The following is a 22,165-nucleotide window of genomic DNA, read 5'->3' as shown; positions in this document are numbered from 1 at the left end:
TATGAAAGACTTTGAAGTAAAGATACTTGACGATACAGACTACAAGTTCATTGAGGCGTTGAAAAGCCTGGGAATGTCAAGGAATGTTGCAACCACGCTTACATACCTTTCAAACGTGAATGAAGCATCCTCCCAGGAGATCGAAATGAGCACAGGTCTGAGACAGCCAGAAGTTAGTGTTGCCATGAGGCACATGCGTGAAAGAAGCTGGATTGATATCCACAACAAAAAAGCAATCGGAAAGGGCAGACCTACAAAGATATACAAGCTTTCTGCACCTGTTGAAGATATCATCAAACACTATGAACAGAAGATCATAGAAGACACTAAGACTACGATGGATGCCATCACTAAGCTTAAAGATATTACAAAAAAGATGTAACGTTTTTGAGTGTGTCCGGTCAGTATTATCCCTGTGAAGCAATGCACATGATAGTCAAATTGCCGGGCACCGCAATTCCATCAATAGGGACAACCTGTTTTTTTTTAAAAATTAGGACAGTTTCCTGGTTTATACCAAGAATGTCCAGAACTTTTTCATAAGTTGTTTCATCCGGAACATCTAATTGTTTATTAGAGATATCCGAATTAATGATTTCAATATTGATTATAGTCAATCTGCGATCTCACCATCCGTGGACCTGAGGTCATCGAGGTTTTCCTGCAATAGTTTTGCATCGAGTTCTTCGTGTTTCTTATCACCTTTACGTTCATAATCTCTTTTGTGAAAATTTGACATACAAAACACCTCGGATAAAGTCTGCTGCAATAGGTATTAACCTTTTCGGAAAAACAAACGAGGATTTCGATAAACTGCCATCGATACCTTATACTATTAAATAAAAATTAAATATTAGCAAAGTAAGTTTAGTATCATGAACTCTTTTACTGACTTTGCCTTAAATGAAGAATATAAGCGTCTCCAATCTGTCGGGGATAAGCTTGCTGAAATTGAATATTTAGTAGATTGGATGCCTTTTAGCCCTATTCTGGAATTAATGTACATAAACAGAACAGCTTCATGCGGACGGCCTGAAGCTGATGTTATTGTAATGTTCAAGATGCTTGTCCTGCAACCATGGCATAGTCTTTCTGATGCTGAACTTAAAAAGCAGTGCATTGACAGGATATCCTTTTGGAAATTCTTGGGATTTCCTGAATATGTACCAGACAGTACAACTGTCTGGTCATTCAGAAAGAGAATTATTGACAACGGTAAAGAAAAAGCGATATGGGGGGAAATGCAGAATCAGCTTGATGCTCTTGGTTTGAAGATTAAAAAAGAAATGATTCAGGATGCAACTTTTATTCACTCAGATTCAGGACATGCCAAAGCAGATGTACCCAGAGGAAAAAATGCGAAAACAAGAAGAAGCAAAGATGGAACCTAGACTAAGAAAAATGGAAAATCTCGCTTTAGATACAAACTTCATATTCTTATTGATAAAGATTATGAACTAATCAGACGATTTGAGACAACAATTGCATCACGTCACGATTCACAGGTTGATCTGTCTGAAAAAGGTGAAGTGGTGTATAGAGATAAAGGATATTTTGGAGCAATAGCAAAAGGTTTTGCAGCAACAATGCAACGAGCTGTAAGAGGGCACCCTTTAGGAATAATGGATACCCCCAGAAATGAAAACATAAGTGTGCAAAGAGTTCCTTGTGAAAGAGTGTATGCAGTGACAAAAGAAGTATTCAAAACCAGAAAGGTTCTTGTTACAACTGTAGAAAGAGTGAATGTGAAGATGCTGATGACAGCCTTTTCTTTTAATCTGGATCAACTGAGGACGCTAAAAAAGAAAAAAACAATTTAGGATAGCGGGAGCTATCCTTAAAATCAGGATAAATGAAGAGAAATACACAAAATGATAAAAAAAGAGAGGATATAATTAAGTTTGAATAATTAAATGATCAAAAATGAGGGAATATCGAAATCCTCAAACGTGTATTACATTACACGAACCTGAGACTATATGTAAAAAATACAGATAAATGTATAATGTGTAACCGATAATTTAGAAAAATATAAATCCTACCTTTTATAATGATAATGCATATCCAATTAAAAAAATCCCAATGGCAAGATAAATAGCTATGAATAATCAGACTAGAACAATTATAGATTTTTGTGATGTAATTCGCGATAAAAGTTCACTTTTTTGCTATAGTGAAAACGCCGAAGCAGAAAAACTTGTATACCTATTTGCACAAGAACTTATAATTAAAGATAATTTGCCTTTGATCAAAATATGCTGGAATGAAAATAATCTAATATCCGATGAAGATGCAGAAAATACTGCTTCATTTCACTTATTTAAAAATTTCACCAGTAGTATGATCAAAATAGAAAAATTGCTTTCCACAAAAAAACACCTGATACTTGTTACAGACCTGAGCACCCTTAAACAAGAAAAAAACAATAAACCATATATACATTTTCTTTCAGTCCTGCTCCGCAAGTGCGGAGAATATGATAGTACTATGCTGACTATTGTAAACGAAGACAAAATTGAAAATAAGGTTAAAAATGATCTTATTCCTTTTTTCAACAACAAATTCATACTTAATGGAAAAAGGATTAGAAAAATAGGTGATGAAATAATTGATCTCAGATATAAACTGAAAGAAAATGTCTTACATCTGGAACCTTGCCTTCAAAGCGACATGAATAAAATAAAAGAGATCTTCAGCCTGACTCCTGAAGAAAAAGAAGAGCTCGACAAAATAGTCGGCCAAAGTCTTGAAGAATACAGGACCTCAATATAGCTATAAGGTCCTAACGAATCAATTTTTGTGCTATCTTTTTCAGCTGGTCACAATACCCACAGTCCGGATTATCCTTCATGGCTATTTTACGCGACCAGTTTTTTGCTACAGATTCATCATAGGATACAAGTCCCAGAAGTTCTGTACCAAGCTTATTACTGAAATCAATAATTATGTCATTGATATCGTCTTTTTTATCTAGGGGAATCCTGTTGAACAGGAGAGAAGCATGAGTCCCAAGTTTGGCAGACATACTTGACAATACATAGGTACCCCTTATATCCTGAACATCAATAGTCGATACAATCGTTGCCTTATCAACTATATTTAAAATTAAAAGACTTGATTTATTAATACCAGGGCTGCAGTCAAAGAGAAAATAATCAATATCTAATTTATTCCCTATTTTCTTAATGAGAGTCAGCATTTTTTCTCTTGCTTCACCCGGCGTGCTGAACATAGCAGATATATCTTCCTCACAGGCTTTTGAAGGAACTATGTAAACATCACTATTATCGTACCTGTAAACAACATCATCAGCACTGCAAAGACCCTGTAGAAAATCAATCAAAGTCATACCATACCTTATATCGAACAATGAATGCAAACCTGGTCCATTCACATCAGTATCGATAATACATACTTTCTTACCCTGTTGTGCAAGCATGACACCAAGGTTTCCAACAAATGTTGTTTTCCCGGTACCGCCTTTATAAGAATGGAAACTTAGAAGCATTTTATTCACCCAAGTAATTGATTAAGTTTATTTTCAACCTCTTCCACTGCAGACCAGTATTCATTACCCTTATTGTCCGCTTTTTTGCTTAAAGAGTAATAGATCTTTTTACCTCTTCTTTCTCTTTCAAGCCATCCGGCCCTGTAGAGCTCATTAAGATATTTATTTTCAATGGAACGGTGCCTTCCTGTTATTTCACTTACCTCATCTGCTGTGCAAGAAGTAAGTTTAGAAACAGCAAACAGAGACTTACGGATAGAATCTGGAACTGTAAGAAAAGCAGCCATTTTATCATTGACATGCGATGAATTACGGGATTCAAGATCAGCCATACGCAATTCCAGTGATTTTAAACGGTCGTTTATATCACGCATATATTCCAAAATTCCATTATTATTATGAAGGTCAGACATGATTATCAACATACAGAAAAGTGTTTTGCATTTAATATGCAATTTAATTGGGCTGATAATATATAAAGTTGCTTAAATGTATTTGCCGTAGTATGAAGATTAATGTCTTAATCTTTTTAGATTTACGACAAACTTATAAAATATCAATGCATAGAGAATAATAGAAGCACATGAGAAGCCCATCCCATATTCCTAAATTTGACAGTTTTCTACATGGAGGTTTTATCAAGCCATCTTCAATCCTGGTAACGGGTTCATGCGGAACGGGTAAGACCAATTTATGTATGGAGTCTTTGTTCAATGCCGCAAAGCAGGGAGAAAAATGTGCTTATGTTTCAATGCTCTCTGAGTCAACGAATAAAATAATCAGGACTTTGTCCTCATTCTCATTCTATGATGAAATAAACATTATGGAAAAACTGAGTATTTACTCCATCAGTTCAGATGTTATGGCAAAAGGAGACTTTGCAATTTTTGAATACCTGAATGAAAATATACTGAAAAATAAACCTTCCAGAGTTGTAATAGACACTATTAATGTATTAGAAGATATTGAAAGTACATTCGATGAAAGACCTTTCTATAAGTGTGAACTGAGGGCTTTTGTTCAGAATCTTCTTCAGGAATTTGATGAACAAAACATACTACTAATGGTAACCTGTGAAACTAATGCTTCTGATATGTATTCAAGTTTATGGCCTTATATGTTCGATACCGTAATTCAGCTTGGCATAGAAAACGATGGCCAGACCCCTCACAGGTACATGGAAATAATAAAGGAAAAAGGAAGCGACTTTGACATGGGGAAGCATAAATTCAGTATCACAGATGATGGAATAGTTTTCTGAATTAAAACTGTATCCAAAAAAGGATATGGTGTCCTCTTCAAAGATGCAGATCCAGAGTATTCAGTTCACGCTGACTGTGATTTTTTATAATATTATTCAATTTCATACGCACATTCTTTGTTCCTTCCTCATTTGTAAAGTGTGAAAGTACTTCTGTAAGCAGATCGATCATAAGCTGATAATCCCTTTCTGTCCCTGAATCCCTGAGCTTTTGCATTGCATCTTCAGCTATTCCCGAGTTCCATTCATCGCTTTTATAATAGATCTTATCTTCTACTTCCAGCTTCTTCCTTGCAACATCATTATTTACCCTGGCAAAAATAAGTTCAACCGTATGAGAATCACCCACAAATTCATTCATGAATTGCATGATATCCATTACAACTTCAAAATACGGAATCTCTGGATTCTCACACTCCTTAAACATCTGTGATAATTCAAGACGTATATTCCTTTCTACAGGCCTGAGAAGATAACTAGTAATATCATCTATTACACCAGCACAACTGCCAGCATCCATGCTACCTGTCAATTCATACGTACTTATTGGCAATACATTATATTTACTATAATATTTCAATAGATTTTTACGCAACCGCTGAACATCTAAATTTGCCAAAATATCACCTGGACTATCATACAATTATTCATTTTCAAATCCTTTTAAGAATAAATTCATTTCATTCATCAATTTCCTATCCAGAAGTTCCTGTGAATTTTCAAAAAGCAATTGGAACTCACTAACATCTCCCTCTGATATTGATTTACCCATATTGACCTTAAACTTAAGTGATTCGTACCTAGCTATCAGTTCAGGCATGACCATGCGAGGATAATTACCAGCCATGATCTTCAACATGTTCTTAGCCCGAGGATATGGAAGTATAAGATAATTGTTGTATCTTGAAGACAGACCACTGTTAGCAGGATTTAACTTTGTGAATTTTAGTTTTTCCTTAAAGAACCTGGCTGCCCCCAGGTTATCAGGCATGGTTATAACATTGCTCTTCAAATGATTCACCGATATTGAAAACAACAAACGTCCTATGCCTACATGCCTGTTAGAAGGATGTACCTCTATACTCCTGAGCAGGTGAACAGAATGATGAACAATACTTGTTTTGCCCCTGTAAGTCTTTTCAGTATCTTCCACTATCTTTTCAAACCGGGCAAACCCAAGAAGTTTTAAGCCCTTTACAGCAACAAAAAGACAATGTCCGGAACTTATACTACTTTTAAGCAGGAAATCGTATGGCATTCCAAACTTGTTATGGAAATAATTGAAACCTACATTATTAGATTGTCCAATATCAATATTAAGTTGATCTACTGATAAATCTGTTTCTAATACACCATAACTGATATTTCCAGCTACATGTAATACACTCAAACCTTCAATTGACATTTTATATCATCTGGCATTTCATAGATTCACAGGGTCTGTCACGAAATAAAAAGTATACCTGCCTTTTTTAGTGGAATTGACAAGTTCTTCCTGTTCAAGATAGGACATTACCAAGGACAGTTTTTCGAAATCTATTGAAAAACCCTGTTCTGTTATCTGTTTTTCAAGCTGTTTGAGGGTCGCAGAACCAAGAACTGAAAGTTGACTGGTTATGACTTCTTCTATGGGCAGATCAGCAAGTCTAACAGGTTGTGGCTTTTCAACATCATGAAGAAGATGAAGATCTTCCTGTACATCAATTCCATTTGATGTGACGGTCATCTGTGAGGCTCTTGAAAATTCACCCTCAATGCCTTTAAGTTCACGGGAACTGAGCATATTTTCTTCAAGCTGTTGCTGTATAGAGGCGAACATACTTTCTACATTGGTTTTGAAAGATTCCATCTCATCGGATATTATAGTTATTTCTTCCTTGCTGGCTTTAGAAACAACCATCTCTTCTATTTTTGTGAGATCAGGAGCTTCAATGATATTTGAAATATCCTGCTTTGAACCGGATGTATGCTGGAAGTCTATAAGAGTCTTATTCAGCTTGTTTATAGCTTTAGTATGCAGATTAACAGCCTTGGCTATACTCTTCATCTGCTTCCTCATAGTAGTAAATTCCTGGTACTTACCTTCCATTTCCTCAATCTGGTTGTTCTGTAATTCAGCTATAAAACTGACATTTTCAGTGATGTTGGAAATCTCATCCCTGAATGTACTAATATCCGATAACATCCTATCAATACTAGTCTCATGCGATACTACTTTTTCAATTGTGTATTCTCTGCTCCCGGTTTCAACAAAAGCCCGGAAATCCTGAGAGTTATAGTTAGGAACATATTGGAAAAGCATTTTGAATAACTCTATATACGTCCCATGTATCTGCTTTACAGAAACTATTTTGGCAGCTATAGCTTCAGACAGGCCCCTCACTATGAAGGTATCATTCTCGAATCTGAAAAAATCAACACCAGCACTGAACTGACGTACATTATCCCTGGCATTCTCCACCATATCGGAAGATTCACAGTCACCATATATCCCAAGCATAGCACTATAAAGATCATTCAGAGTCTTTGCATAAGTAATCTCAAGAACATCAGGAGGCACCTTTGTTGCGTCAAGAGCTTCTGCATTTACAGAATCCTCTGCCTGAACTACACGCCTCAGTTTCTTAGAAAACTGATCAAAGTCTTTTTTAAGTTGATTTAGCTCTGAACCATCAGCCCTTTTTTGAAGATCATTTCCTAAAGAAGACAATAAAATACCATTTGATTCAAGAGCTTTGTCCAGCTTTGCCTGAAGATCTGCAAGTCTGTCCTCAAATAAAATTATACGAGATTGAAGTTCATTGAATGATTCTTTATCTTCATTCTGAAAGGTCCCTATATCATCAACAATATCAAGAGATGAAGTATCATCTGAAGTATCAGAGGTATCCCTTATATCTTCACATGAACCATATATTGGGGACTCTTCATTGAAAACAACCAGAGATTTTATGATCTCAGGACTAAGTTCAGAACCGCGGACATGGCTTTCATCTACCCCATGCTCATAAACAATGGCAGAACTACCTTCACTTTCACCCATACTTCCATTATCGAGTATCAGCTTATCAGTATCTATAACATCTTCTGTAAGCATAGTGTTGTCATCCTCACCCTCATATACAGGGACATATGCATTACTGGCTTTAAAGGTCGAAATTTCCTCATCCATTACAGATCACCATCACACGAAAGACTCAAGTTTGTGTTTTATGTCCGGTATCCATTCAGCCTCACATATCTCGGCAACATAATCTCCATGTAACGGCCTTATTTGATCATTTATTATCATTTCAACAAGTAAAGGCCATAGATCTTCAGTCATCCATTTTGGAGAGGAGGCAATCTCATTGAAAGCCATAGCAAGTACCTGCTCAACTTCCCCCCTACCCATAACACCTGTAATCTTTTCTTTAATATCCGCAAGTATCTGCATGTTCTTTTTGTATTCAGAAGACTGAGTATACATTTCATTGAATACTATTTTAGACAGGATACGTAACTCTTCGGCCACATCTTCCGGATAAGTAGCCAACTGCTCTGCAGTCATTGGACGCTGTTCAAATATATGCTGCATCACATGTTTAGCAATCTCTATCTTATGCATGTTCTCTGAGAGATCAGCCTTTCCTGTGAACAGGGAGATTAAAAGAGCTCCACGACCAACTGAAGAGAAAATAACAGTACCAAACTCATATTCAATGACAGATTGTTTAAGTCCCATTGCAAGCTGCTGGCTCACATGTAACAGGTTATGGGTGATAAGGTTTGTAAGCTCAAATATTTTAGGGCCGATACTTTCAGGTATGTAGGATGCATATATCTTTCCATCTGCCCCTGCAAACAAAAGCACATCCACATCACTGGATTGATATGTCCTTTTTAACTGTGCGACCAGAGCAAACTTCAGAAGGGAGACATCCTCAAGGTCATCTTTTGATTTTTTTACTGACACGTCAACCCACCTCAGGCAATTATTGGACCAATTCTTCCAGCTCACTAAGGCTGTCAATTTCTATAAGGCCTTCATCATTTGAATCTGGAACATCCTCAGGCATAAGATCAGCATCTTCAACCTGCAGGGTTCCACCGGATAATTCACCGATATCCAATGGGACTTCTGGAGAGCGTTCTTCTTCCTTTTTTCTTCTTGCAAGATCATCTTTGGTCAATGTATCATTTAGACCTTGGGATTCGAAGAATATCTGCAGCGTTTCCTTTGGAGAGAACGGATATGACCAGTTCTCCTTCACGTAAACAAGACGTTCAAGTATTTTCTCATTGACTCTCAGATCTGCAGCAGTTCTTATAGCTTTATCAAAGACATCGTCATACTTACGCACATCTTCTGCAGACATTAGCGGAGTGGTTCTTACAACAACTCCAACACCACGAACAAATATATATGGATATACCTCTTCACCATGCCTTGTAGCACGCATTTTGATGATTTCAAGAGCCCTGTTAAACGCACCACCGATTGGCCTGTAACTCAGGTGTACAGCACCATCGGACATATAAATAGGAATCAACACATCCTCACCAATGGTCTCTCCGGGGGAAGCGTGCTCTTCAGTTGTGATGAGAACAGGACCAAGCTGTTTTAAAGTATAGAACAACTTTGTGATGACCTCACGCTGCTCCTGTTTATCCTGTATAGCCCATGTAAGAGGAGTTAAAGGATCTATCACAACACGGGTTTTGACGGCGTAATTTTGATTAGCCGCTACAAGTGCAGGAAGTTGTTCATCTACAAGCTTTACGAAATCCTTACCTTTTGAGTGAAAGAAGAAAAGCTCCTTTTCATAATACTCATCAAGATTAAAACCTAGCATTTTTGCTTCACGCATGATCTGCTCCGGAGGTTCTTCCATACTGATATAGAGAGCGTTCTCGCCATGCTCAAGACCATAGTTAAGATACTGCATAGCAAAGGTAGATTTTCCAGTACCACTTGAACCAACGACCAGAAGAGTTGTGTTATCACGCACTCCACCTTCAATTACCCTGTCAAGACCTGCGATACCAGTCGGTATCCTTTTCTCACCGCTCATTTATAGTCCTCCGGGAATCCTGATTCATTTAAATTAGTCAGGTCCTTAAATGTAGGACCTGAATCCGGCATCAATGAACCATTCTCAATCGAAAGTATCAGGGATTCATTGCTGTCAAATGGAAAGCTTTTTTCTATATAGACTGATTCGATGGAATGTCCCATCACCAGCATACGTCCACTTATATCAACCCACCCGGTGTCGTTTTTCATTACAACATTTATCAAGAGAATATTGTTGTTCTTTTGATCGATCCTTGCACATTCGCCCCTGTAATGGGATTTATCCGTAATCACCCTTACAAATTCACCTATGAAATCTCCCAGATGATTATTCGCTGAAACTGATCTATAACCTGACATTTATATCCCTACTGACCTTTTTTCATTTTTGCAAGCAGTTCGGCAAAACTATCTGTCTTTTTAGCTTCTTCCTGAAGTTGTTTTGTTTCCTCAGAGACTACTGGTTCAGGAGTTACAGGCTTATCTGATTGCTGTGCCTGTACTGTTTTGGCCATTGCACCAAATGCACCACCAAACGTACTGTGACTATCAGCAATAGAAGAAAGTTCTTCTTTGAGTTTCCAGGGAGGATCGAATATCTTTTCCTCAACTTTCATGCTGCTTGCAAATTGCATGTAAGCATTGCCTATTTCTGACAAACGACCACTTTCCAGTAACTTATACACTGTCAGTGCCCTTACTCTATCCTTTAATTCATTATCGTCAACAGGTGGCCTGATACCTGATAGTATCATCTTGTCATGATCATCTAGCATTACCTGGTATGCAGATATAGGCTGGAGGTCAACTTTGAACTTACATACATCATTGCCATTTTTGATACATTCGATCTCTTCAACTGTACATTCAAGTTCAAGATCCTCCCTGAAGAACCTGTGAAGAGCATCAGTTGTAGCTACGCACACTTTCTGGTTATTGAGTGCCGGGTAGAAATTACACACCGGATTATTGGGAACTGCATAAATGTAGTGCATTGGAGCATATGATATCAACTGCATGTTACCAAGACCAATTTCCCGGAAGAAATCCATGTGGAAACGATAAAGTGAAGTAGATCTTATCATCTCAATAGTACTTGCTTTGAGGAAATCTCTGGTTCCACTCCAGGGAACCTTAACTTTTGGGAATCTATCACTGATGTTTTGCTGTAATTTGAGCATTGCTCCAAAAGCACCCATTGACTGTCCAAAACTGCCATCGGACATAGTAGGAGGAGCCCCTCCGGCACTCATGAAAGGAGGAAGACCTGGGTCAGCCAATCAAAACACCTCCTTTTTGGTGATTAAGTTCATTTCACATCATCTCCCTGATTTGCTTTAGACCGTGTTCGGTAAGTGTTCCCGAAGTATCGCAGAAATTTTGTTCTCTCAGGTTCTTGAAACTGGTAGCAAGTGTATCATTATCAACACCTATGAAAAAACCAAGTTTCTGCAAATCATTTACACCAGTTGAAAGCATGTAAAGAAGCTTTTTATCAACATCAGAAAGCGATTGTTTTTTCGGAGGAGTACCACACATCGGTTGAAGATATGTCTTTAGCGTATTGATTATCGCTTCATTGCCACCCAATAATGCAGTAGCAGAAGCCGTAGCCCCTTCTACAACAGACGATGGCTGGAGATAATCGATCATAAGTACATGAGAAGTACCGATAGTCCGCTGAGCCTTAATGCGAATCTGATCAGTAACCTCTCTACCAACCATGGTTACACTTTTTAAAGGTATTGTCAACCATCCCCCACCCTCTGAGAACCATAGGTTCATATTGGTAAGATACAGAACACCTTTTTCCCAATTCTCGGAATAAAGGGAATTACCCATCATCACTGCTTTATAAATATAAGTAAGATCTACTTTTGCTATACCTTGCTCTTGAGCCATATGGAAAGACCCCGTATCCTTTAATTATATACGTAGTATTATAATTATAACTAATATTGTATTGGCGGTATTAATAACCTTCTGTTGAAAATTAAAATAAATAACATCTGCTTTTATGAAATACATTTTTTGCATTTACAATCAGAAAACAAATACAAAATCAAACATTTAAATAAGAAAAACTGAAAATAAAAAAGAAGTAATTGAATCTCATGAATTTACTTTGACTTCGTCTTCAAAGGCAGGAAATACCTTTCACCATTACATTTTGTGCAAATAAAAGCAGTGCCTGTCCTTTTACCTGTAACTTGATATTTGTTCACGAAATTATGCCCACATTTGCAGGGGGACATCATTTTTTGTTCACCAATAAACTTACCATCGAAGATGAACTCTTCCTGAGAATCAACAGGTTTTACTTCTTGTTGCTCTGGCTTTAAATCTTGCTGCTGGAGAGTTACATCCACTTCATTTTCCACAATATCAACAGCATCATCTCCAATAACCGTACAGCTGGCTATTGCCTCTGGCTTAGCCGACTTTTTAGTAGCTTCAAGACACATTTCTTTTGGGAACATCTTAAGCTTGCAGGACATTATATTTTCATCTAGCAAAGAAATCCCATTGAATGATAATGCTTCCTTCTGATCTTCCTCAAGTATCAAATAACCTGGATGATCACTAAGATACACCGGAGACTTTAGAGAAGGTTCTTCAAAATTAAGGGACTCAAAGAACAGCTTTGCAGTCTTATTCACCGGTTTTGTAATAACATGACCCATAAGCATATTAGATATCAGGAAAAACATATTTTTCCCCATACCCCTTCTTGCAAGCTGAGGAGATATCTCGATTCCACGTAGCACATATACCGGCCTGCCATCGCTTGAAGGAGAGCTCCACTTTTCATTCATAGCCCATCCGACAACAGTATTATTAGATATTGCCAGCACCAAAGCTACTGTAGGTCTTTTAAGCCAGCTTCGGAAGTTTGCGAGATAATCAGCCATACCAAGATATTTCCTGAAATAACTGAATTCTCCAATCTTCAATTTGTCCAGCTCAAAAGCATGCTCAAGTTTACAGAATGTTACTCCATCGTCAGTTTTTGCGAGTTCAAACATTATTACCAACTATCAATTTAAGCGCGGTTCCATAATCCCCAGTAAGGATTCAATCGGTTTTTAAGAAGGAACAAGTTATCATTGAAATTTTTTCTTGTCTTTACATGTCTTGAAGCAAGCAGATCGACCAGGTCCACATCGTCTTTAACATTGTCTTCACCAAGCAATGCACGCAGGACAACAGATGTTAGAAGACCGAGGTCATCGTGATATCCACCTTCCAGTAAAGTTATAACGTTCCATTTACTTGCAAGCTTAAATATTATTCTATAGTAACCTTCAATGGTCAGGTTCAATTTTGTCAAAGGTTCCTTGTAATAGGCATCAAATCCGCATTCAAGGATAACTAACTGCGGATCAAATTCTTCCAGAACTTTTTCCGCAACCTCATCATAGAAAATCCCATATTCGGGATTGCTTGACTCCGGAGGCATTTCCATGTTAATACAATAACCAAGTGCAGGTATTGCACCGATTTCTCTGATGAAACCTTTGTGCGGATATAAGGTTGATTGGTCCTGGTGTATAGATATACAAAGCACATTAGGATCTGCCTCAAACACAGCATAGGTCCCATCAGAAGCATGTGCATCAATATTCAGTATCGCAATCCTATCAATTCCATGTATTTCCTGGAGATACTTAACAAGTATGCCGGAGTTGTTAAAAAGACAAAATCCACTTGACGCATCAGGCCCTGCATGATGACCAGGGGGACGTACCAGAGCTAACGAATGCGTACATTTGCCATCAACAACCAGATCCCCGGCATTGAGAACACATCCCAGAGCATGCATAGCGACTTCATAAGAAGATGGACATACAAAAATATCGTTACCAGGGTTCAACTGAGAATTACCTGTACAAGATCTGATTAAATTGACATACTTAGCAGAATGAACGCGTAAAATATCCCTTGCAGAAGCTGGTTCTGATTCATACATGTGACATTTGAAGCCATCAATCAGATTTTTTTCTTTCAGATAGTCCATTATTTTGATTAGCCTGGAAGGATTTTCAGGACATGGAAAACCATTCAAAATAGAATCATGAAGATGATGGTTAACATTAAAAGTAAGACCAACACGTATCATCCGGACACCTGTGAAGAAAGCACCGGGTTAGTCTTTTTCGATTCCTCTACTTTTTTCTGAGTATCTGCGAATATTTGCTTTTTAAGATTCTGCTTATAACTCGAGATTTCCTGGCGATCACTTACAGGATTTGGCTTTCCATGAAGAGCATTAAGCACACTATGACATAACTGCCCATTGAAATCATGATAACCACCTTCCATAAGGAAAACCATTGGACCGTTAAATACTGAGAGCACTTTTGATGTCATATGATGATAACCATCAGAATCTAAAGTCAAACCTATATTTTTTTCCCGGTAATACGCATCAAATCCACAACTGAATATAATCACCTCAGGGGCAAAATGACGGATAAGAGGCAGAATAGCCTCATCGAAAGCCATCATATATTCTTCGTTACCTGCACCCTCTGGCATTTCAACGTTTATAGTATACCCTTTACCTGATTTTTCCCCTATCTGCGTACTGAAGCCCTTGCGAGGATAAAAACCATGAGGATCTCTGTGAAGAGACATAAACATAACGGTGGGATCTTCATAAAATATCTCCATTGTACCATCGCCTGCATGTGCATCCCAATCAAGTATCAGTATTTTGCCCACATTCCTGCGTTTTTGCAGATGTCTTGCAAGGACAGCAGCATTGTTGAAAAGACAGAAGCCACCATATTTCTGCGAACTTGCATGATGACCTGGAGGACGTGCAAGCACAAAAGCATGTGAAAATTCCTTATCCACAACCATATCGCCTGCTCTTATGGCTGCTCCCGCCGCCATCTTTGCGATATCGAAGGAAGTCTTGGTCATATAAGTACTATCGCCCAAAAAACCTCCCCCTGCACTAGCATAGGAACGGACAAATGAGATATATGATTCTTCATGTACTCTTAAAAGGTCGGCTTCATCAGCCATCTCAAATTTATCGGTCAGAATGCATGTACCATCTTCAAAAACCTTATTTTTCTCCAGATACCACATAGCTTTAATAAGACGCTCAGGTCTCTCATGAGTAGTTAAGGATAAAGAAGCAGCGTCATGACTTGTATGATCTTTGTTATAAAGAAATGCAATATTTACAGGTTTATCGGAATCATTGATGCCAGCCTTCTCTGGAACCTTATGTTTCTTTACATTTTTTGAAATAACAGGAGATTGTGGAACTTTTTGAGTGCTTTTGGATTGTAAAGGTTTAGTACTTTCAACCTTTTTTACTTCCTTTACCCCGGAAGTTCCAGATGGCACTTCAGAAAGTAAAGTAGAAGATGATGATTCTTTTTTCGCAGTATCATGACTGTTTGTCAGTCCCTTAGGCTCAGGTTTTGGTTTTGCAGGTTCTAATGGCTTTTTTATAAAGGCCCTGGATACAACTATATAATCAGAATCCAAACTGTCCTTTGGCTTCAGCTTAGGTACAGAGTCTTTTAAAGAAAGGTTATCCTTTGCATGTAACGAAGCGACAAGCAAGTTATCCTTTTTATCAGTTGAAACTGGCTTGTCCGATACGTTTGGATTCTTTTTCAAAATCTCAGTCACACTTGTAGAATAATGAGAGATGCTTTCTTTTTCCCCTGCATCGTCTTTTGTTTCAGCTATTTCAATTTCAACGGACTGATACTGGAAATCATCAAAAACACCTGATAAAACATCTGGAATTATTGCATTGATTTCTGTTTCATCCACATCAGAAACTAGCAACGTTTCAACTTCATCTTCATTAAGCTCTTCAACAGGAGTATTTGTGGCATCAACCCCAGGAATAACTTCCATAACTTGTTTTTGCTTTTCAATTATACCAGAACGTACCAGTTCCAGAAGAGAACCATCTTCAGATGAATCACCTTCGGTACTTGTTGTTTCTTTTCCATCAAGATAAGATGAAAAAGCATCATTCAACTTTTTCATTATATCTGAGGATTCCTTTTTAGAAGATTCCGCTACCTCGTTATTATCCGATGACACCAATTTCACCTGCAAATCTTATTGAACCTGCAACCACACAGGATCAAGTACACCAATGTACTTTGTATTCATAAAATCAAAGACAACCGTTGGCTCTTCAATAGACGCCCAGCCAGAAACTTTAGCTGTTACAATCCATGTTCTTTTTATAGTCTCACCTGGAGCAATAGTATCAAAGAAAAGATTGATCTTTTCCGCTTCAAGTGTAGTCCCAAATTTAGCTTTGATTGCAAAATTCACGTAAGGTTCTTGTGTAAAATTCTTCACCCATACATCCACACTTGCAGCTTTTCCGACAGTTATATCCTGCGATGGAACAAATCTCACATACTGTGCTATGGATTCTTTCTGTATGGGAGTTGCACCTGAAACATCCATTACCCTGCTGTTTTCTTTTTTCTTTGCCTTGTCTTTCTTATCCAGATAAAGTCCTGCACCAAGCATACTAAAAGCAAGTACAGTTATGATAGGAGCATTATTAGTAATTAGATCAATAGAGGTACTTTCCACTTCAATGTCGACCAACTCCACGTTTTCAAATGTCAACTCTGAATTAAATGAAACCCTTGTTATGATCCAGCCTAGCTCACTGTCCTGCAACCTGAAATAAATAGGAATTACAGTGGTAGTTTTTGCATTTCCGGAAAGGTCAAGGGTTGCTACAGAACATTCAACTTTTACTATAGCAATATTATCGACTATTTCCTGGGAAACAGTATTGATTCCCGTAATAGTCCCCGGCCCTATACCTTTATTCTTGAATATCATTGTGATGCTTGCAGGTGCAAGAAAATCCTTACCGACATATAGAGAATAAGCCAGACCAGGATCATCTTCATTGACAGCGTTCAAAAAATCCAAAACCGTTGAGTTGATTGATTCTTCGGGGGATTTGGCAATACAACCACTGTGAAAGATAGCAGCCGCAAGAACAAGAAAACAAATGATATAGGATGATCTGTATTTCATGTGAGCACCGTAAATAGATAGATGGTTAGGGAATACTATTATTGAGCTTTTTTATCTTGTTTATTTTATTAATCCTATATATATATAATGCTGCTAATGCAAGTATCAGCTCAATAAAAATCAGAAGGGGTAGGAAAAAGCTGTTTTTATAAATGGACTTTTTCTGCATTGTGATATATGCTGCGTATTCGAATGCAGGCTTATCCTCTAACATAAAGGAACGTATACCACTGACACCCTCAAGTACCACACGTCCATCCTGCACAGACTGTGATGCATTATCAAGTCCATCATATGAGACCAACTCCATACCAGCAGGGAGAACGAATCTCATATTGTCAATGAGGGGATGACCGAGTACCCACACACTATGATTTCCTTCGGAAATTGTAGAATTTGCCCCATATTGTACTATTGTTGTTACATTCAACTGAGAAGTATCAACCAGACCCTCTGCACCTTCAAACTGAAGATCAGTAGAATCTATTTCCAACGGAAGTGAACTATTATCGATTAGAACATATTCTAAGAATTGGGCTTTGTGATTTAGTAGATAGCTTTCCCTGTATACTTCGACCTCTGAAGCATTTACATTTCCACTGTCGTCTGCATCCAGATCCGCTCTGAAACCCACCGCATCCTCAAATGTATATGTTTCATGTATTGTAAAAGTGATAGATTTATCATGCAGTTCAATATTATTGATAAACGAAACATCTGCTGAAGCTTTTACAGCAAAACAACAGAATAATAAAATAAACAGTAAAACGATAGTTCTTTTGCTCATATCATCCCTCATAAAATATAAGAAATATCCGACTCATGGATAGAGCTGGACTGTTTCCCTAGTACCATACGACGACGGAGCTAAAAAGGTTGCCATTGTCGTTGCACCGTACTCAGGCGTAAGTACTATAATAACGCTTGCGCGTGGCCCTATATCAAGGTTAGAATCCTTCTGCCCACCAGCAGTATTTACTTCACCTATTGTAGTAAATGAAAGATCATCACCAGATACCGTGGACACATAGATAATCGCAAGATCCCCGGTATTCATAATAGGGTTACTTTGGGTAAATGACAGGTCCTCGTCCCTGATCTTCTTTACCGTGAAAAAATACTTTGCATTATCACCAGGTGTTGTCTGCGTGTCCTTAAGCAAAGCTCCTAGATTAACAGTTGCAGCAGTGGCATCCGACGAAAAATTACTCATCCCGTAATCATGGGTCTTGTCATTTTTCGCATAAAGCAGGTCGTTGGTGTTAGTCCCATCTGTGATGGTAACTATTAACTGATTAAGATCTACAGGAGAACTCCCTACATTCAGGCCGACCCGTATCTTTAACAGAGAGATATTGCCTGCCATATCAGTAGCATTATTCTTTGCACGAGTACCTTCAATATTTTTAATCACAAGATTAGATGAAACTTCCTGGGTTGCCTGCTTACCGGTCGATTGTGCCTGCTGCTGGAGAATACCAGATGTCTGTATTAACACAGAAGCGGCTACCGTAGCAATAAGCACCATAGCAATAAAAATGATAAGAGTACCGATACCCACCTGAGCCCGTGCATCTGCGAACATTCCGGTCTTTTTATTTGCCTTCATGAAAAACATCTCCGGGAAAAAAGGATGGTGTGTAGAATTCCTACACACAAAAAGTCATCTTATGGATACAACTGTACGTTTTCCTTAACTCCGTATGAGGATGGAGTTACAAATTCAGCAACCGTTGCCGCACCTGATTCAGGAGTGAGCACAATGTTCACCAAAGTCCTCGGAACAAGATTCATATCTGAGGTTACAGGTGTTGTACTTGCCCCAAGAGTAGTAAAACCAGCCCCACTGGATGATGTTGTTGATATATATACTATTATAAGGTCACCAGTGTTCATCACAGGATTACCCTGGGAGAACGAAGTATCTTCATCACGTATCCTATCCACGGTATAGAACTGAGCAGGGTTACCAGCAGTAGTAAGCAATGCGTTCAGATTAGCTGCAGCGGTTCCACCGGATGCAAAACCAGTCATGACAGCACTATATGATTTAGAGTTACCTGCATATACCAGATTATGTGCAATCGTACCATCTGTAATGGAGATAACTACCTGATTCACGTCGACTGGGGAACTGCCCACGTTAAGGGCTACCTGTAGTTTGAGCAGGTCAATGGTAGCAGAGAGATTTGAACCGGTTTTTGCACGTATGCCTTCAATATTTTTTATCATCAGATTGGATGATACTTCCTGGGTTGACTGTTTACCAGTGGACTGCGCTTTCTGCTGCAGTATACCGGATGTCTGAATTAATACAGCAGCTGCTACCGCTGCAACGAGTACCATGGCAATGAATATGATAAGAGTACCAATACCCACCTGAGCCCTGGTATTTTTGTTTAAATTAAATGCTTTGTTTGCTTTCATGTACGATCCTCCTCTTATATCCTACGACTTTTGGATATTTTACTATTATAGAATTGAATAATATATATACCATTTGGTTGGAAATGTCAAACACCAAACAGCATCTTTTTGTACTATCAGATTATTAATATATAATAACAAATAATTAGATATGAGGTTAAGAGATGAGCACAGGATTACTGTTAAATGCAACGATATGTTTTGCAATAACAATATCTTCATTCGCATTTGCATGGGTACTTTCCCAAAGCGATTCGCAACATAATAAAAAAAGCAGACCTGCACTCTGGTCCCTCATAACTTTATGGTTGCTTGTTGGCTTTACATACTTGCCTACAACAATAAGGATGATAGCAGCATACATAGGCAACCAGCAACTGGACTTGGCTATGTATTATATGGCCTCATTACCATTCTCTTTCGTTTCAGTGCCACTGGTCTTTTTTATCCTGTATGTCATTGTAGGCGACCAGAAGATTAGCAGCTACATCTCGTTACTTTTCGTCTTTTTTGGTGCAGCCTATTTGATATTATTATATTCCAGCGGAGTCATTGGCCCCACTACTACACCCCTTACATCCATGTTCACAATCAATAGTGATATCGCAATTAATATCTATCTGATAGGACTTTTTGTGATACCTACGGCGATGATAATAGGACTGCTTTTCCTCATATTCCTGCAGCGTATGCCAAAAAGGCTGCGCTACAGAACTGCATTGCCACTGGTAGCTATTTCATTTGTCTTCGATTTCATACTTACCGACATGATCACGCTTGATGATACTATGCAACTTGCAGCCAGGATCTTTGTACTCATCGGCACAGTACAGGCATTCCTTGCTTACTTCCCTCCAATGACTCTGCAGGAAAAACTCGGGATAAAAGAATACGAGTATACGCTCTATGAAAATGATGAAGAAGCAGACTATGATGAGGGTAATGCAGAGGAGAATGATATCAATGTCTGAAGATATCGATGTCAAGTTGGAGCAGAAAGTTGCTGAATTTTACCAATCACTCGGGATACATCAGGGACCAGGAGATATACAATACAGACTAATACTCAAAGTCCTTGGTAAGAACGAAGGCAGGATTACAGAGTTCTCAGAGATACGAGAGTACACAGACATGTTCGCAGACAAGGGGAGTATTGGAAGCAAAATGAAAACTATATTTCAGCTTGAAGGCTTGGCCGAGAAAGTAAAAAGGGGCGGATATATCATTACTGACAAAGGGATGACAGCATTTCATTTTCTCAAAGATACGACAGCATTCTATAAGAAGAACAAGAGGATGGGCGAGATAATAGAAAGAATGCCCTAAAACCCTATCCAATCTTTTTAGTCACATGCTTCTGTTTTGTATAGCCTCCTTTTAGATGTACCAGAGGTGACTTTAAAGTTAATATTCAAATAGAAAATATACAGGCACTATTTCCCATATGGATAATCTGTGAAAGTGGCCCTTGGAAAAACCTACGTTTGATTTTATTTTAACCTAATCGTTTAAAGTGCATTACTCCCTGAGTTTTGCCCATCACAGAAAACAAAAAGAAAGTGAATGCATTTGTTCCAGATTAAAATCCTACTATTTTAGCAGATCGTATAACAAACACTAAAACTGTTTTATTGCATGAAAAACAGATAGATGTCACTGCTATTGATTCAAATAGGTTTCAAATACCCATTGTAGCAATAGTAGTCCTGGAAAAATAAGGAAGAAGTGAAAATAATTCCTGAAAGCTAGGTTTCTATTGATATTTAAAGTCTATTGATACTGGTTTTAAGCTATTAGGCAAATCTGTACCTGATACCAAAAATGCTAACCCATGGAACAAATATTCATGTCCTATCCTGCAAGAAACAGAATTCAAAAATAATTCAAAAAATCAAGTGTTTATTTCAGTTTTTTATGGAATTGTATTGGCCTTTGAAAAGCTAAACTGCAAGATATCTTACAACAAAATTGCCTCTGACAGAATACTTCAATCTAATAATTGATTAAAAAAAAGAAAAGATAAGGCGAAAATTACCTTATGGATAAAGTTGCACGTTCTCTCTGATACCGTATGAAGACGGAGTTACAAATGCTGCAACTGTCGTAGCACCAGCCTCAGGAGTCAGAACAATATTCACTGAAGTCCTTGGCGAGATGACCAGACCACTGCCACCCAATCCGGCACTCGTATCTATTGCACCTACCAAGTCAAACCCAGCATCACCAGCAGCAGCAGTAGAGATGTAGAGAGTTACAAGGTCACCCGTGTTCATAATCGGTTTTGCCTGAGTAAAAGAACCATCTTCATCGCGTATCTTTTCTACAGTGAAGAAGTACTTTGCATTATCACCAGGTGTTCCCTGTGTAGCTGTTAACAAAGCTTTTAGGTTAAGAGCTGCACTATTTGTAGTAAGGAAATCTTTCATGATAACATCATGGGTTTTAGCATTATTACCATAAACCAGATTATTAGTTGTAGTGCCATCGGTTATAGAAATGACAACCTGATTGATATCTACAGGAGAACTGCCAACGTTCAGACCTACGTTGAGTTTCAGCAGAGACACATTTCCTGCTATGCTAGTAGCATTATCCTTTGCACGGACGCCCTCAATGCTTTTAATCATTAGATTAGACGATACTTCCTGGGTTGATTGCTTACCTGTTGCCTGTGCTTTCTGTTGTAGTACGCCAGAGGTCTGAATAAGTACAGCAGCTGCGACAGCAGCGACCAGGACCATGGCAATAAAGATTATAAGAGTACCAATACCCACCTGAGCATGCGTATCCCTCTGCAGGGATATTTTCTTGTTTGCTTTCATAATACATCCTCCTTAAAAACATGTACAGTTAGACTGCACAT

25 protein-coding genes and 1 pseudogene are annotated in these 22,165 nt (G+C 38.2%); 6 read left to right on the top strand and 20 right to left on the bottom strand.

Annotated features, from left to right (window positions below; all coding sequences use genetic code 11):
* Position 1 precedes the first annotated feature (1 nt).
* Positions 2-382, top strand: coding sequence for a transcriptional regulator protein (locus QZZ23_RS09445; RefSeq protein WP_292469318.1), 381 nt, complete (start codon positions 2-4; stop codon positions 380-382).
* A gap of 25 nt (positions 383-407) precedes the next feature.
* Here the strand turns inward: QZZ23_RS09445 and QZZ23_RS09440 are convergent, their stop codons facing one another.
* Both QZZ23_RS09440 and QZZ23_RS09435 read right to left on the bottom strand, forming a co-directional pair.
* Positions 408-617 (bottom strand): hypothetical protein, encoded by a 210-nt coding sequence (locus tag QZZ23_RS09440; RefSeq protein ID WP_292469316.1) that lies wholly within the window; start codon positions 615-617, stop codon positions 408-410.
* Entirely contained in the window at positions 614-739 is a 126-nt protein-coding gene (locus QZZ23_RS09435) for a hypothetical protein (protein ID WP_292469315.1), read from the bottom strand. Before QZZ23_RS09435 ends, QZZ23_RS09440 begins: the two co-directional genes overlap by 4 nt.
* A 136-nt stretch (positions 740-875) precedes the next feature.
* On the opposite strand from QZZ23_RS09435, the pseudogene QZZ23_RS09430 reads away from it, so the two are divergent.
* Together QZZ23_RS09430 and QZZ23_RS09425 are read left to right on the top strand one after the other, a co-directional pair.
* Positions 876-1,820 (top strand): annotated as a pseudogene (locus QZZ23_RS09430) (IS5 family transposase).
* A 280-nt stretch (positions 1,821-2,100) separates the two neighbouring features.
* The gene (locus QZZ23_RS09425) at positions 2,101-2,772 is read left to right on the top strand and encodes a hypothetical protein (protein ID WP_292469313.1); all 672 of its coding nucleotides are present in this window, start codon (positions 2,101-2,103) and stop codon (positions 2,770-2,772) included.
* A gap of 10 nt (positions 2,773-2,782) precedes the next feature.
* Here the strand turns inward: QZZ23_RS09425 and QZZ23_RS09420 are convergent, their stop codons facing one another.
* The gene (locus tag QZZ23_RS09420; protein ID WP_292469311.1) at positions 2,783-3,508 is read right to left on the bottom strand and encodes a MinD/ParA family protein; all 726 of its coding nucleotides are present in this window, start codon (positions 3,506-3,508) and stop codon (positions 2,783-2,785) included.
* Positions 3,509-3,513: 5 nt separating this feature from the next.
* Positions 3,514-3,882, bottom strand: coding sequence for a helix-turn-helix domain-containing protein (locus tag QZZ23_RS09415; RefSeq protein ID WP_292469309.1), 369 nt, complete (start codon positions 3,880-3,882; stop codon positions 3,514-3,516).
* Positions 3,883-4,091: 209 nt separating this feature from the next.
* Here QZZ23_RS09415 and QZZ23_RS09410 point away from each other — a divergent pair, with 209 nt between their 5' ends.
* Positions 4,092-4,769 carry an ATPase domain-containing protein gene (locus QZZ23_RS09410; protein ID WP_292469307.1) on the top strand — a complete coding sequence of 226 codons (678 nt, stop codon included), beginning with the start codon at positions 4,092-4,094 and terminating at the stop codon, positions 4,767-4,769.
* A 37-nt stretch (positions 4,770-4,806) separates the two neighbouring features.
* Here QZZ23_RS09410 and QZZ23_RS09405 read toward each other — a convergent pair whose 3' ends face one another.
* The 15 genes from QZZ23_RS09405 to QZZ23_RS09335 form a co-directional block, all read right to left on the bottom strand.
* Complete coding sequence (locus QZZ23_RS09405; protein ID WP_292469305.1) at positions 4,807-5,322, bottom strand: hypothetical protein; 516 nt, start codon at positions 5,320-5,322, stop codon at positions 4,807-4,809.
* A gap of 90 nt (positions 5,323-5,412) precedes the next feature.
* The gene (locus QZZ23_RS09400) at positions 5,413-6,174 is read right to left on the bottom strand and encodes a GNAT family N-acetyltransferase (protein ID WP_292469303.1); all 762 of its coding nucleotides are present in this window, start codon (positions 6,172-6,174) and stop codon (positions 5,413-5,415) included.
* An 18-nt stretch (positions 6,175-6,192) separates the two neighbouring features.
* Positions 6,193-7,941 (bottom strand): hypothetical protein, encoded by a 1,749-nt coding sequence (locus QZZ23_RS09395; protein WP_292469301.1) that lies wholly within the window; start codon positions 7,939-7,941, stop codon positions 6,193-6,195.
* A gap of 12 nt (positions 7,942-7,953) precedes the next feature.
* On the bottom strand, positions 7,954-8,724 hold the full coding sequence (locus QZZ23_RS09390; RefSeq protein WP_292469299.1) for a hypothetical protein: 771 nt from the start codon (positions 8,722-8,724) through the stop codon (positions 7,954-7,956).
* A 19-nt stretch (positions 8,725-8,743) separates the two neighbouring features.
* Positions 8,744-9,823: an ATPase domain-containing protein gene (locus QZZ23_RS09385; protein ID WP_292469297.1), complete on the bottom strand. Its 1,080-nt coding sequence runs from the start codon at positions 9,821-9,823 to the stop codon at positions 8,744-8,746.
* A complete protein-coding gene (locus QZZ23_RS09380; protein WP_292469294.1) occupies positions 9,820-10,185 on the bottom strand; it encodes a hypothetical protein in 366 nt (121 codons plus the stop codon). The genes QZZ23_RS09385 and QZZ23_RS09380 overlap by 4 nt, the downstream gene beginning before the upstream one ends.
* Before the next feature lie 8 nt (positions 10,186-10,193).
* Entirely contained in the window at positions 10,194-11,105 is a 912-nt protein-coding gene (locus QZZ23_RS09375) for a hypothetical protein (RefSeq protein WP_292469292.1), read from the bottom strand.
* Between the two features lie 34 nt (positions 11,106-11,139).
* Positions 11,140-11,727 (bottom strand): hypothetical protein, encoded by a 588-nt coding sequence (locus QZZ23_RS09370; RefSeq protein WP_292469290.1) that lies wholly within the window; start codon positions 11,725-11,727, stop codon positions 11,140-11,142.
* Between the two features lie 218 nt (positions 11,728-11,945).
* The gene (locus tag QZZ23_RS09365; RefSeq protein ID WP_292469289.1) at positions 11,946-12,851 is read right to left on the bottom strand and encodes a hypothetical protein; all 906 of its coding nucleotides are present in this window, start codon (positions 12,849-12,851) and stop codon (positions 11,946-11,948) included.
* A gap of 17 nt (positions 12,852-12,868) precedes the next feature.
* Positions 12,869-13,945 (bottom strand): histone deacetylase, encoded by a 1,077-nt coding sequence (locus QZZ23_RS09360; RefSeq protein WP_292469287.1) that lies wholly within the window; start codon positions 13,943-13,945, stop codon positions 12,869-12,871.
* Positions 13,942-15,906, bottom strand: coding sequence for a histone deacetylase (locus QZZ23_RS09355; protein ID WP_292469286.1), 1,965 nt, complete (start codon positions 15,904-15,906; stop codon positions 13,942-13,944). The genes QZZ23_RS09360 and QZZ23_RS09355 overlap by 4 nt, the downstream gene beginning before the upstream one ends.
* Before the next feature lie 18 nt (positions 15,907-15,924).
* Positions 15,925-16,875: a hypothetical protein gene (locus tag QZZ23_RS09350; protein ID WP_292469285.1), complete on the bottom strand. Its 951-nt coding sequence runs from the start codon at positions 16,873-16,875 to the stop codon at positions 15,925-15,927.
* A 25-nt stretch (positions 16,876-16,900) separates the two neighbouring features.
* The gene (locus QZZ23_RS09345; RefSeq protein ID WP_292469282.1) at positions 16,901-17,662 is read right to left on the bottom strand and encodes a hypothetical protein; all 762 of its coding nucleotides are present in this window, start codon (positions 17,660-17,662) and stop codon (positions 16,901-16,903) included.
* Positions 17,663-17,695: 33 nt separating this feature from the next.
* Entirely contained in the window at positions 17,696-18,484 is a 789-nt protein-coding gene (locus QZZ23_RS09340; RefSeq protein WP_292469281.1) for an archaellin/type IV pilin N-terminal domain-containing protein, read from the bottom strand.
* Between the two features lie 59 nt (positions 18,485-18,543).
* A complete protein-coding gene (locus tag QZZ23_RS09335; RefSeq protein ID WP_292469278.1) occupies positions 18,544-19,302 on the bottom strand; it encodes an archaellin/type IV pilin N-terminal domain-containing protein in 759 nt (252 codons plus the stop codon).
* A 164-nt stretch (positions 19,303-19,466) separates the two neighbouring features.
* Here QZZ23_RS09335 and QZZ23_RS09330 point away from each other — a divergent pair, with 164 nt between their 5' ends.
* Both QZZ23_RS09330 and QZZ23_RS09325 read left to right on the top strand, forming a co-directional pair.
* Complete coding sequence (locus tag QZZ23_RS09330) at positions 19,467-20,273, top strand: hypothetical protein (protein WP_292469276.1); 807 nt, start codon at positions 19,467-19,469, stop codon at positions 20,271-20,273.
* Positions 20,266-20,628: a hypothetical protein gene (locus QZZ23_RS09325; RefSeq protein WP_292469273.1), complete on the top strand. Its 363-nt coding sequence runs from the start codon at positions 20,266-20,268 to the stop codon at positions 20,626-20,628. Before QZZ23_RS09330 ends, QZZ23_RS09325 begins: the two co-directional genes overlap by 8 nt.
* Before the next feature lie 710 nt (positions 20,629-21,338).
* On the opposite strand, the gene QZZ23_RS09320 is transcribed toward QZZ23_RS09325, so the two are convergent.
* Positions 21,339-22,124: an archaellin/type IV pilin N-terminal domain-containing protein gene (locus QZZ23_RS09320; RefSeq protein ID WP_292469270.1), complete on the bottom strand. Its 786-nt coding sequence runs from the start codon at positions 22,122-22,124 to the stop codon at positions 21,339-21,341.
* Between the last annotated feature and the right edge of the window lie 41 nt (positions 22,125-22,165).

The sequence above is a fragment of the Methanolobus sp. genome, from assembly GCF_016278385.1.
Classification (GTDB): Archaea; Halobacteriota; Methanosarcinia; order Methanosarcinales; family Methanosarcinaceae; genus Methanolobus.
The sequence above is the reverse complement of the archived record's forward strand: the minus strand, read 5'-3'. Positions and strand labels throughout refer to the sequence as shown.